Source organism: Herbaspirillum sp. DW155, assembly GCF_037076565.1.
Lineage (GTDB): Bacteria > Pseudomonadota > Gammaproteobacteria > Burkholderiales > Burkholderiaceae_D > Herbaspirillum.
In genome coordinates this window covers 34,048-46,210 of record NZ_AP029028.1, presented here as the reverse complement: position 1 = coordinate 46,210, position 12,163 = coordinate 34,048, and the positions used below count along the sequence as shown (strand labels likewise).

11 protein-coding genes and 1 pseudogene are annotated in these 12,163 nt (G+C 65.6%); 9 read left to right on the top strand and 3 right to left on the bottom strand.

Annotated features, from left to right (window positions below; all coding sequences use genetic code 11):
• Window positions 1–146 precede the first annotated feature (146 nt).
• Entirely contained in the window at window positions 147–1,121 is a 975-nt protein-coding gene (locus tag AACH55_RS00175) for a LysR substrate-binding domain-containing protein (RefSeq protein WP_338717406.1), read from the bottom strand.
• 134 nt (window positions 1,122–1,255) lie between these two features.
• Between AACH55_RS00175 and AACH55_RS00170 the strand changes: the two genes are divergently transcribed.
• The 3 genes from AACH55_RS00170 to AACH55_RS00160 all read left to right on the top strand — a co-directional run bounded on the left by AACH55_RS00170 (window position 1,256) and on the right by AACH55_RS00160 (window position 3,717).
• Complete coding sequence (locus tag AACH55_RS00170; RefSeq protein ID WP_338717405.1) at window positions 1,256–2,491, top strand: MFS transporter; 1,236 nt, start codon at window positions 1,256–1,258, stop codon at window positions 2,489–2,491.
• A 278-nt stretch (window positions 2,492–2,769) separates the two neighbouring features.
• Window positions 2,770–3,018 carry a hypothetical protein gene (locus AACH55_RS00165; RefSeq protein ID WP_338717404.1) on the top strand — a complete coding sequence of 83 codons (249 nt, stop codon included), beginning with the start codon at window positions 2,770–2,772 and terminating at the stop codon, window positions 3,016–3,018.
• Between the two features lie 60 nt (window positions 3,019–3,078).
• Window positions 3,079–3,717, top strand: coding sequence for an ATP-binding cassette domain-containing protein (locus AACH55_RS00160; protein ID WP_338717403.1), 639 nt, complete (start codon window positions 3,079–3,081; stop codon window positions 3,715–3,717).
• Window positions 3,718–3,805: 88 nt separating this feature from the next.
• Here AACH55_RS00160 and AACH55_RS00155 read toward each other — a convergent pair whose 3' ends face one another.
• Window positions 3,806–4,708, bottom strand: a complete 903-nt coding sequence (locus tag AACH55_RS00155) for a LysR family transcriptional regulator (protein WP_338717402.1) — start codon at window positions 4,706–4,708, stop codon at window positions 3,806–3,808.
• A 144-nt stretch (window positions 4,709–4,852) separates the two neighbouring features.
• Here AACH55_RS00155 and AACH55_RS00150 point away from each other — a divergent pair.
• The 6 genes and pseudogenes from AACH55_RS00150 to AACH55_RS00125 all read left to right on the top strand — a co-directional run bounded on the left by AACH55_RS00150 (window position 4,853) and on the right by AACH55_RS00125 (window position 11,799).
• Window positions 4,853–5,896, top strand: a pseudogene (locus AACH55_RS00150) (cupin domain-containing protein).
• Window positions 5,897–5,965: 69 nt separating this feature from the next.
• Window positions 5,966–7,159, top strand: coding sequence for a 3-hydroxybenzoate 6-monooxygenase (locus AACH55_RS00145; protein ID WP_338717401.1), 1,194 nt, complete (start codon window positions 5,966–5,968; stop codon window positions 7,157–7,159).
• A gap of 14 nt (window positions 7,160–7,173) precedes the next feature.
• Window positions 7,174–7,815, top strand: a complete 642-nt coding sequence (gene maiA / locus AACH55_RS00140) for a maleylacetoacetate isomerase (protein ID WP_338717400.1) — start codon at window positions 7,174–7,176, stop codon at window positions 7,813–7,815.
• Between the two features lie 53 nt (window positions 7,816–7,868).
• Entirely contained in the window at window positions 7,869–8,573 is a 705-nt protein-coding gene (locus AACH55_RS00135; RefSeq protein WP_338717399.1) for a fumarylacetoacetate hydrolase family protein, read from the top strand.
• Window positions 8,574–8,661: 88 nt separating this feature from the next.
• On the top strand, window positions 8,662–9,990 hold the full coding sequence (locus AACH55_RS00130; protein ID WP_338717397.1) for an aromatic acid/H+ symport family MFS transporter: 1,329 nt from the start codon (window positions 8,662–8,664) through the stop codon (window positions 9,988–9,990).
• Between the two features lie 204 nt (window positions 9,991–10,194).
• Window positions 10,195–11,799 (top strand): methyl-accepting chemotaxis protein, encoded by a 1,605-nt coding sequence (locus AACH55_RS00125; RefSeq protein ID WP_338717396.1) that lies wholly within the window; start codon window positions 10,195–10,197, stop codon window positions 11,797–11,799.
• Between the two features lie 40 nt (window positions 11,800–11,839).
• Here AACH55_RS00125 and AACH55_RS00120 read toward each other — a convergent pair whose 3' ends face one another.
• The gene (locus AACH55_RS00120; protein ID WP_338717395.1) at window positions 11,840–12,106 is read right to left on the bottom strand and encodes a PAAR domain-containing protein; all 267 of its coding nucleotides are present in this window, start codon (window positions 12,104–12,106) and stop codon (window positions 11,840–11,842) included.
• Window positions 12,107–12,163: the final 57 nt, after the last annotated feature.

Here is a 12,163-nt window from a genome sequence, read left to right as displayed (position 1 = left end):
CTGGCCGGCGGGCTCGTCTGCGGCCGCCATTCCGAAAGGCAACTTCTCGGCTGCACTATAGACGCCCGGCTCATCCTTGAACCTCAGGCGTTTCCTGAAGGAACCACATGGCCGTGCGGGTTGGCGAGGATTGGCGCGACCAGCACTCAGGCTCCGTGCGCACCCCAGCCCACCGCCCTGTGCACCACGGCCGGCATCGCTTCCTTCATGGTATCGATGAAGTGGCGCAGCCGCGCCGGATAGAAACGCGCATAGGGATACATCAGCGACACCGGCAGCGGTGCCGGTTCCCACTCCGGTAGCAACTGCACCAGACGACCCGCCGCCACGTCTTCGGCCAACACCCACGACGACCCCACGGCCACCCCCATGCCTTCGATGGCGATGTTGCGCAGCGCATACAGGCTGTCGGTCACCAGTTGTGGCCGCAATGCCACACGGCGCTGCTCGCCGCTGGTGGCATGGGTCAGCGTGATCTCGCGGCGATAGAAAGCGGGAATAGCAATCCACGGAAAAGCGGCCAGGTCCTGCGGGCGGCGGGGCAGGGGGCGGCCCCGCAGCAGCGCGGGCGCCACCACCGTCATGCGCGGCACCTCGGCCAGGTGGATGGCGACCACCGAGGGATCGCTGACTTCGCCGACCTGGATGGCGCAATCGATGCCCTGGCTGATGAAGTCCGCCGCGCGGTCATGCAACAGCCATTCGACGGTGATGCGCGGATGGCGCTGCATGAACTGCAACAAGGGCGCGATCAGCTGCTTCTGACCGAAGGCGTGCGGCACCACCACGCGCAGCGTGCCTGCGGCGTGCTGGCGGGCGCCGCGCAATTCGCTTTCGAATTCATCCCAGCCGGCCAGCAATTCCTTGGCGCGCTCGTAGCAGCGCTCGCCATCCTCGGTCATCTTCATCGCATGGGTGGAACGCTGCAGCAGGCGCACGCCCAGCGAGCGTTCCAGCGCCTGCAGGCGGCGGCTGACGGTGGGCTGGGTGGTCGCGAGCTGGGCAGCGGCGGCCGAGAGGCTGCCGGCCTCGACGATGCGCACGAAGGTCTGGATCAGTTCGATGCGGTCGGTCAGGCCGGTGGCCGAGAAGCTGGAGGCAGGGGAGGGCGGCTTGGTCATACGGCTAACGTATAACAATTCTGCCAGCTGCGCTACTACCGGATGCGAGCCGGGAAGCGGACAATCCGTTCCAACGCTGGCAAAGAGGGGATTTCCCGGGCCGGCCGCCAGACCCACTTTATCGAGGTGCCATCATGAACAGCATTCCCAAGACGCATACAGCCGCCCCTGCAGCGGCTTCCTCCCACGCCCACGGGCTATCGACCGGACTGATCGGCCTGTTGGCCAGCGGTGCCGGCCTGGCCGTGGCTTCGCTCTACTATTCGCAACCCATGCTGGGTGTGCTGGCCGATGACATCGGCGCCTCCGAGCGCGCCGTGGGCATGGTGCCGATGTCGACCCAGCTCGGCTATGCGCTGGGCATCCTGCTGCTGGCCCCGCTGGGCGATCGTTATGACCGCCGCCGCATCATCCTCATCAAGGCCGCCATCCTGACGGTGGCACTGCTGCTGGCCGGCGCGGCCTCGGGCGTGGCGACCCTGCTGGCGGCCGGCCTGGCCATTGGCCTGACAGCCACGCTGGCGCAGGATATCGTCCCGGCTGCCGCCACCCTGGCGCCGGAACAACATCGCGGCCGCATCGTCGGCACCGTCATGACCGGCTTGCTGCTGGGCATCCTGCTCTCGCGCGTGGTCAGCGGCTTCGTGGCCGAGCACTTCGGCTGGCGCGCCATGTTCGTGGGCGCGTCGGCCAGCATCGCCCTGATCGGCCTGGCTGCATGGCGCGGACTGCCGCGCTTTCATCCGACCACGCATCTGTCGTATGGCGCACTGCTGGGTTCGCTCGGCACCCTGGTGAAAAAGCATGGCGCGCTGCGTCGCGCTGCACTGGCGCAAGGTTTGCTGTCGGTGGGCTTCTCGGCCTTCTGGTCGACTCTGGCGCTGATGCTGCATGGCGCTCCGTTCCACCTGGGCAGTGCCGCTGCCGGTGCCTTCGGCCTGGCCGGTGCTGCCGGTGCCCTGGCTGCGCCGCTGGCAGGCCGCATTGCCGACAAGAAGGGCCCGGAACTGGTGACCCGTCTGGGCGTGGCCCTGGCCGCCCTGTCTTTTGCATCGATGGCCCTGTCGCCGTGGTTCTCGACCCAAGGTCAACTGGTGCTGCTAGCGCTGGCCGCGATAGGCTTCGACCTCGGCGTGCAGGCCACGCTGGTGGCGCACCAGACCATCGTCTACAGCATCGAACCGGGCGCCCGCAGCCGCTTGAACGCCGTGTTGTTCGTGGGCATGTTCATCGGCATGGCCGCCGGTGCCGCCCTGGGCAGCCTGGCTCTGGCGCAGTGGGGTTGGATCGCGGTGGTGGCGCTGGCAGTGATGGCGTCCGTGCTGGCCCTGGTGGTGCGGATGTGGCCGGGGGCTGCCAAGGCGCGTTGATCAAGGCGGGTACGTTTCCAGTACCAGGGAGCAACGGTTCCGGCATCTGCCGGGACCGTTTTTTTTATATTTTTTCCACAGGTCCGTCATCCCGCACGGGCAGGCTCAAGCATGTTTGCCGGGTGGGAAGATGCGCCGCCGCCTCGCCCCGGCTGGCGACATCTTTTATAATCGCGCTCAGGAGACAACCCATCGCCAGCATCCTGCCCGCTAGTCAGTACGCCCCCTGCGGCGCGACACCCGGGCCATGCGGCGAACGACAAAGCAGGGTGAATGGCATGGCACTGTATTTCAAGAACAAGCGACAGAAGACCTTCCTGGGTGCGCCCGTGGGATGGCCATTGATGTGCCTGATGGCGGTGGACCTGTGCATTGCCGTGCTGATGTTCCTGTCGGACCATGACTGGAGCGGCCTGATCCTGCTGTATCCGCCGCTGGCACTGGCACTGGCGATGCTGGCCGATGCCAGGAAGGAAAAGCAGGCCGCCGAAGAGGCCCGGCGTCAGGCTGCACGCCAGCGCCGCTGATTACCCGCACGGCCGCGAATGCAGCGTGCCGGTTTCACCGACTCACCACGATCCGCAACGATGACCCAAGCTTCCGACCGCGCAGCGCTGCTGCTGGTATCGCGCCTGAATTTTTCCTATCCCGGCCTGGACCTGTTCCAGGATTTCTCGGCCCGTATCCTGCCCGGCGTGAACCTGGTACGCGGTGGCGATGGCCGCGGCAAGACCACGCTGCTCAAGCTGCTGGCCGGCTTGATGCCGGCGCGCGACGGGGTGCTGGAGTTGAACGGCCTGCGGCTGGACAGCGAGCCTGAGAACTATCGTCGCCAGGTGTTCTTCATCGATCCGCGCAGCGAAGCTGATGACCAGATGACGCCGCCGGAAGTATTTGCCGCATTGGCCCAACGCTATCCGCATTTCGATCACGCGCGCTTGCCGGCGTTGATCGAAGGACTGTCACTGACGCCGCATCTGGAGAAAAAGCTCTTCATGCTCTCCACCGGCAGCAAGCGCAAGGTCTACCTGGCCGCCGCCTTTGCGGCACAGGCCACGCTGACGCTGCTGGACGATCCCTATGCCGGCCTGGACCGGGCTTCCATCAACTTCGTGGCGGCGACCCTCGATGAGCATGCCGGGGATATGCAGCAGGCATGGGTCGTAGCGATGTACGAGACGCCCCAGGCGATCCGGCTGGCGGGGACCATTGACCTGGGTGACTGAAGGCCGGCCTGCCGTAGCGGGCCGATGAAGATGGTATCAGCTGTTACCAATCCGACCTTACTTTTTCCGACGGCGCACGGCACACGACTCAACGTCGCGCTGTCGACAACAGATCCGACACCACCCCGCGTAACCAACGATGACCCGGATCGTGATGGTAGCGCTCGTGCCAGTGTTGCTTGACCGCATAATCGGGCAGCGCGAAAGGCACCGGGAAGACCTTGAAACGTCCGCGTCCTTCCAGGACTTGCGCCAGGCGTTCCGGGATGGTCACCAGCATGTCGGTCTGCTCGATCACAAAGGCAATGCCGAGGTAATTCGGCACGCGCAGGGCGATGTTGTGACGGATGCCCTGGCTGGCGATCTCCTTGGCCAGGATCAGGTGACCGGTGCCGGAGGAGGTGACCACGGCGTGCTCCTCGCGCTCGAACTGCCTGAGCGTCAGGCGCTGGCGGATGCGCGGATGGTCGGCGCTGGCCACGCAGACGTAGCGCTGGCGAAACAGCGATTGCTGATAGAAACCCGCCTCCAGTTGCGGTACGAAGCCCAGGGCCAGGTCGGCTTCGCCGGACTCCAGCAGACGCGGGGTCTGCTCCGACAAGGGCACGATGTCGATATGGACGCCCGGCGAGGTGCGCCGCAGGTGTGCCCACAGGCGCGGCAGCAACACCAGCTGACTGATGTCGGTCATGCTGATGGTGAAGGTGCGCTCGGCCCGGGTGGGGTCGAAACTGCTGCGGTAACCAAAGACCTGTTCCAGCGAAGCCAGGGTGCCATGCACCTGCTCCTGCAACTCGCAGGCCAGCGGCGTGGGTTCCATCACGTTGGCGATGCGCACGAACAGCGGATCGTTGAAATGCGCGCGCAGACGCGCCAGGGCGATGCTCACCGCCGGCTGGCCCAGCCCCAGATGCTCGGCCGCGCGGGTCACGCTGCGGGTCTTGTAGATCTCGTCGAATACCTGCAGCAGGCGGATGTCTGCGGTTTGCATGGGTCTCGCTTTATTCGTTATTCGAATGGAATGCATTAATACCATTGCATAGACCGAATGTCGATGCGGCGCGTACATTTCCGGCATCAGAAAAAAATCAGCACTGGCCGACGCGCCAGGCGTGACAACGACACTGGAGATACCATGCTGCAACTCGGCACCCTGGATGACCTGCCATCCGACTATCGTGACGCCCTCACCCGGCAACATCTGGTCCCGCTGTGGCCCAGCCTGCGCAAAGTGCTGCCGCCGGGCAAACCGATCCCGCAAACGCGCCCGGCGCACTGGCGCTACGAGAGCCTGCGCCCGCTGTTGATGCAGGCCGGCGAACTCACGCCGATGGAAAAGGCCGAGCGGCGCGTGCTGGTGCTGGCCAATCCCGGCCACGGGCTGGAAAAGATGCAGGCCAGCGCCGCCATCTAACTGGGCATGCAATTGCTGCTGCCGGGCGAATGGGCGCCCGCGCACCGTCACACGCCCAATGCCGTGCGCATGATCGTCGAAGGCGAGGGCGCCTACACCACCGTGGAGGGCGAGAAATGCCTGATGCAGCGCGGCGACCTGATCCTCACACCGACCGGCCTGTGGCACGAGCACGGCCACGATGGCAGCGAACCGGTGGTCTGGCTGGACGTGCTGGACCTGCCGCTGGTGCATTACCTGGAAGCTTCCTACGTGCAGGAAGGCGCGCCGCAGAAGGTCAGCCGGCAGGGCCAGGAGCGCGCCTATCGCAGTGGCGGCGTGGTGCCGGCGCCGCTGTTCGTGCGCAGCCGGCAGTCCTATCCCATGCTGCGCTATCCCTGGTCGGAAGTGCGCCAGAGCCTGCTCGCACTGGCGCAATCGCAGCCAGCCGGCGAGGCGGTGCAGCTGGCCTACATCAACCCCGAGAGCGGAGGCGATTGCCAGAACATTCTCGGCTATTCGGCACTGATGCTGCGGCCCGGCGAATCGCTGCGGCTGCCGGCGCGCTCGCCGGCGGCGGTGCTGCACCTGATCGAGGGCAGTGCCAGCGTCCAGACGGCGCAGGCGCAGTTCACGCTGGCCCAGGCCGACACCTGCTGCGTGCCGGGCTATGGCGCCGTGCAGTTGCGTAACCGTTCGGCCAGCCAGCCGGCCTTTTTCTTCATCGCCGATGAGAGCCCGCTCCATCGCAAGCTGGGGCTTTACGAGGTGCGCAGCGAGGATTGAGGCGGCCGTCTTCCCGGCATCGGCTGACGCAGGCCGCTTTTCACTCCCTATGAACAAAAAGGATATCCCATGACGCAATCCCTCCCCGTGATCGTCGCCGGTGGCGGCATTGGCGGCCTTGCCGCTGCCCTGGCCCTGGTGCGCCAGGGCTTCGATGTGAAGGTATTGGAACAAGCGGCCGAGATCGGCGAAATCGGTGCCGGCATCCAGCTCGGCCCCAATGCCTTTCATGCCTTCGATGCCCTGGGCGTGGGCGAGAAGGCGCGCGCGCGTGCGGTCTATACCGATGAGATGGTCATGCACGATGCCATCGATGGCGCCCTGGTGGGGCGCATTCCGACCGGAGAGGCCTTCCGCCAGCGCTTCGGCAATCCCTATGCGGTGATCCACCGGGTCGATGTGCACCGCTCGCTGCTGGAAGGCGCGCAGGAAAGCGCACGCGTGAGCCTGGTCACCTCCACCCGCGTGCAGCAGGTAGAACAGGATGACCACAGCGTGACCGTCTACGACCAGCATGGTCAGGCCCATCGCGGGCTGGCGCTGATCGGTGCCGATGGCACCAGGTCGGTGGTGCGCGCGCAATACGTCAACGATGCGGCGCGCGTGACCGGGCACGTGGTCTATCGCGCCGTGGTGGAGCGGCAGGATTTCCCGGTCGACCTGCAGTGGAATGCGGCCAGCATCTGGGTCGGTCCCAACTGCCATCTGGTGCATTACCCGCTGCGCGGTGGCGAGCAATACAACGTGGTGGTGACCTTCCATAGCCGCCAGCAGGAACAGTGGGGGGTGACCGAAGGCAGCGCCGAGGAAGTGCAGAGCTATTTCCAGGGCATCTGTGCGCAGGCGCGCCAGCTGATCGACCTGCCCCGGAGCTGGAAGCGCTGGGCCACGGCTGACCGCGAGCCGATTGCGCAGTGGAGCTTCGGCCGCGCCACGCTGCTGGGCGACGCCGCCCATCCCACCACGCAATACATGGCGCAGGGCGCCTGCATGGCGCTGGAAGATGCGGTGACGCTGGGCCAGGCGCTGCGCGCGCATGACAACGACTTCCTGGCCGCCTTCGATCTGTACCAGCGCTCGCGGGTGGCGCGCACGGCGCGCATCGTGCTGTCCTCGCGCGAGATGGGGCGCATCTACCACGCCAAGGGGGTGGAACGCCTGGTGCGCAACGATCTGTGGAAGGGCCGCTCGCCGGAACGCTTCTATGACGCCATGCAATGGCTCTATGGCTGGAATGCCGAGCGCTGCCTGGCGCGCGACTGAGCAGGAGAAGCTTGATGCAGCTCTACAATTTTTTCCGCAGCGGCAGTTCGCACCGCCTGCGCATCGCCCTGAACCTCAAGGACCTGGCCTACGATTACATCGCCGTTGACCTGCGCAGCGAAGAACACCTGGGCGAGGCCTTCCGCGCCGTCAATCCGCAGGCGATGGTGCCGGCGCTGGTGGCGGACGAACTCACGCTGATCCAGTCGCCGGCCATCCTGGAATGGCTGGAAGAACGCCATCCGGCACCACCCCTGCTGCCCGCCGATGCCGATGGCCGGGCCCGGGTGCGGGCGCTGGCGGCCATCGTCGGCTGCGATATCCACCCGGTCAACAACCGCCGCATCCTGCAATACCTGCGCAAGACGCTGGGCTGCGACGAGGCCAGTGTCAACGCCTGGTGCCGGCAGTGGATCAGCGAGGGATTTGCGGCGCTGGAAGCCCTGCTGGCGCAGGATCTGCAGCGCGGCGAATTCTGCTATGGCCAGCAGGTCACGCTGGCCGACGTTTACCTGATTCCGCAGGTGGAAAGCGCACGCCGCTTTGCGCTGGACCTCGCCCCCTATCCGCGCATCCTGGCCGTCGAGCGCGCCTGCCTGGCCCTGCCGGCTTTCCAGCGCGCAGCGCCGGCGGCGCAGGTGGATGCGACCTCCTGATATCACCACGTTCCGTTCTGACCCTGACCTACCTTGACCCGGAAATTCTCTCCATGAACTATCTCTTCGCTCCCATGACCGTAGTCGGCCTGCCGGTGGCCGACAGCCCCTCCTTGTTCCCGGTGCGCCGGGTCTACTGCGTGGGCCGCAACTACGCCGCGCACGCGCGTGAAATGGGCTTCGACCCTGATCGCGAACCGCCTTTCTTCTTCTGCAAACCCAACGACGCGCAATCCATCGTCCCGGTGCCGGCCGGTCAGTGCGTACGTCTGCCGTATCCGGACCAGACCAGCAACTATCACCACGAAATCGAACTGGTGGTCGCCATCGGCAAGGCCGGCAAGAATATCGCCGTGGACCACGCGGCTGCGCACATCGCCGGCTATGCGGTGGGACTGGACATGACCCGGCGCGACCTGCAGATGAAGATGCGCGAGATGGGTCGTCCCTGGGAAATCGGCAAGGCCTTCGATTATTCGGCGCCGGTCGGTCTGCTGCATCCGATCACCCGGACCGGTGAAATCACGCGCGGGGAAGTGGTGCTGGAGGTCGATGGTGTGACACGCCAGAGAAGCGATCTCACCCACCTGATCTGGTCGGTCAACGAAATCATCGCCAATCTTTCGACGCTGTTCGAACTGCAGCCGGGCGACCTGATCTTTACCGGCACCCCGGATGGCGTGGGCGCCGTCCAAGCCGGCCAGACCATGACGGCACACATTGCCGGGCTGACCCCGATCACGGTGGCCGTGGCCTAGGGCCGGTCATCACGCATTCCGCTTTTTCCCTGCACACGAAGCCGCGCCCATGTCGCGCGGCTCACCCTATCCAGAGAGGAGACATGCCATGCAAACCAGGCAAGACGTACAGCAATTCATCGATGCACTGCCTTTCTCGCGGCTGCAGCGGCTCACGCTGTGGCTGTGCTTTTTCGTGGTGACGGTCGATGGTTTCGACACCGCCGCCATCGGCTTCATCGCCCCCGCCATCCGTGCCGAGTGGCAACTGAGCGCGGCCGCACTGGCACCGCTGTTCGGGGCCGGCCTGTTCGGTCTGATGGCCGGCGCCCTGGTCTTCGGTCCGCTGGCTGACCGCCTGGGGCGCAAGACCATCCTGGTGTGTTCGGTCCTGTTCTTCGGCCTCACCAGCCTGGCGGCGGCCTGGTCACCCAGCCTGGGCTGGCTGGTGGCGTGGCGCTTCCTGACCGGGCTGGGCCTGGGCGGCGCCATGCCCTGCGCCATTACCATGACCTCCGAATACTGTCCTTCGGCGCGACGCTCCACACTGGTGACGCTCATGTTCTGCGGCTTCACCATCGGCTCGGCCGTGGGCGGACTGGCCTCGGCGCATCTGCTGGCCAGCGTGGGCTGGCGCGGCGTGCTGCTCGCCGGCGGGATCCTGCCGCTGCTGCTGGTGCCGGCCCTGGTGCTGTGGCTGCCGGAATCGCTGCGCTTCCTGGTCAGCCGGCAGGCCGCGCCCGCGCGCATGCAAGCGCTGCTGCGCCGTCTGGCCCCGGCCCTCACGCAGACGCCACTGCTGAGCGTGGACGAGAAGGCCAGCGGCACACCCGTGCGCGCGCTCTTCAGTGCGCAATATGCGATGGGGACGATATTGCTGTGGATCAGCTTCTTCATGAGCCTGTTGATCATCTATCTCATTTCGAGCTGGTTGCCCACGCTGCTGACCAATGCCGGGGCATCGATGAGCAAGGCCTCGCTGGTAACATCCACCTTCCAGATCGGCGGCACGCTGGGAGCCATCGTGCTGGGCCGCTGCATGGACCGTGCCGGTGCGCATCGCACCCTGTCGCTGGCCTATGTCCTGGGTGCGGTCAGCGTGGTGGCCAGTGGCCTGAGCGGCGGCCATCTGTGGCTGCTGGTGCTGGCCATCTTTGGCGTCGGCATCTTCGTCAGCGGGACACAGGTCGGCGCCAATGCCCTGGCCGCCCAGTTCTATCCGACCCACAACCGCGCCACGGGCGTCAGCTGGGCCAATGCGGCGGGTCGCTGCGGCTCGGTGGTGGGATCGCTGTGCGGCGGCTGGATGATGTCGATGAACCTCGGCATGGAGTTGATCCTGGCCATGCTGGCCGTGCCTGCCCTGGTATCGGCACTGGCCATTGCCGTGCTGGGCAGGCGGGCGCCGCAACGGCCGCTGGTTCCGGCCGCTACCTGATCGCTCTCGCGCTGCCTGGTCTGCGCCGCCGCCTTGTGCTGCGGCGTTTTTCACGGACCGGGCCTGGCCGTGCTTGGCTTCCTCCTGCTTGTCTCCTATGCTGAAGCTGCCGCACGGCAAGCAGGATGCCACTCAACGATTGATTTCCTGTTACGCCACGGCATCGGTTTGCCTGACGACAACCAACGATAACAGGGGAATTCCATGCAGCTTTCCAACGTCACCATTCGTCTCCGCCTGTGGCTGGGCTTCGGCCTGCTGATGGTACTGATGCTGGCCATGGCCGCCAACGGCATCGTCCGCCTGGGGCAGCTCAACGTACAGATGAAGGATGTGATCAACGACAAGTATCCCAAGACCGTGGTGGCAGGGGATATCGTCGACCAGCTCAACCTGATCGCGCGCTCGGTACGCAACATTCTGCTGTTGAAACGGGAGCCGCAGATCAAGAGCGAGTACGAGCGCATCACCGGCGCCGACCGTGCCATCAAGGAGGATCTGGCCCAGCTGGACAAGCTGCTCACCGATGAGGACAGTCGCACTGCGCTCAACAAGCTGGTGACGGCCCAGAGCGCCTATTTCGAGAAACGCGACAAGGTGCTGGCCATGGTGCAGCAGGGTGGCAAGGAGGGCGCCATCGACGTGCTGATCGACGAAGTGCGCCCGGTGCAGAGCGCAACCATGAATGCCGCCGACGCCCTCATCAAGCAGCAGCACGCCATGATGGAAGCGGCCGGCAATGAGGTCGAAAGCAATTACGTGCAGGCCCGCACCCTGCTGCTGGCCCTGGCCGCTGCGGGTCTGGCTGCGGCTGCAGCGATTGCCTGGATGATCACGCGCAGCATCACCGCGCCCCTGGATCGCGCGGTGCGCGTGGCCGAGACGGTGGCCGCCGGGGACCTGACCTCGGCCATCGATGCGCATGGCCGCGATGAAACCAGCATGTTGCTGCGGGCACTCAAGAAGATGAATGACCGGCTGCTGGAAATCGTCAGCCAGGTGCGCGTCTCGACCGATACCATCGCCACGGCCAGCAGCGAAATCGCGCGCGGGAACCTCGATCTGTCCTCGCGCACGGAAGAGCAGGCGGCCTCGCTGGAAGAGACGGCTTCTTCGATGGAACAGCTCACCGCCACCGTCAAGCAGAACGCCAGCCATGCCGGCCAGGCCAACGAACTGGCCGGATCGGCCAGCGACATTGCGCGCCAGGGTGGCGACGTGGTGAATCAGGTCGTGGAGACGATGGGCGCCATCGATGCCTCTTCCAAGAGAATCGTCGACATCATTGCGGTCATCGACGGGATCGCTTTCCAGACCAACATCCTGGCCCTGAACGCCGCCGTGGAAGCGGCCCGCGCCGGTGAGCAGGGACGCGGCTTTGCGGTGGTCGCGTCGGAAGTGCGCGCGCTGGCACAGCGATCGGCCACCGCCGCGCATGAGATCAAGGCGCTCATCGCCGACTCGGTGGCGCGCGTAGGCAATGGCAGCAAGCTGGTCGAACAGGCCGGGCGAACCATGCACGACGTGGTGCAAAGCGTGCAGCGGGTCGGCGAGGTGGTCAACGAGATCAGCGCCGCCGGCCAGGAGCAGAGTGCGGGGATCGAACAGGTCAACCTGGCCATCGTGCAGATGGACCAGGTGACGCAGCAGAATGCCGCACTGGTCGAGCAGGCTGCAGCAGCGGCGCAATCCTTGCAGGACCAGGCGGCGCAACTGGCGCGACTGGTGTCGGTGTTCAAGCTGGAGGGCGGAGCGCCGGCACTGAAGGTGGTCGCGGCGCCATCGACTGCGCGATTGACCTATGCCTGAGATGCACTGGCCGGAAAGGTGAGGGCGTGGCGGTACGCTGTCACTGTGCGCTGAAGTAGCCGGTACTGGCGATGAGCGTGGCCCCGCAGCTGGTCTTGTGGCCTTCGTAGGCGACGGCGATGCCATCGATCTTGTGATGGGGATGTCCTTCGGCGATGGTGCAGTTGTCGTGTCCTTTTTGCGGACAGCTGCAGGCATCGCCGACCCGCGCGACGGGTAAGCCGCCGACCGTGAAATGGGTGGCGCTCACTTGCGTGACCTGGCCTCCGTGGGAAGTGGCGTCACCCAGGCGGATGATGTTGGGCATGGTGGATTCCTTTCGATAGGTATCAGGAAGCAGTAGCGACAAGACGGCGAAGGGCGA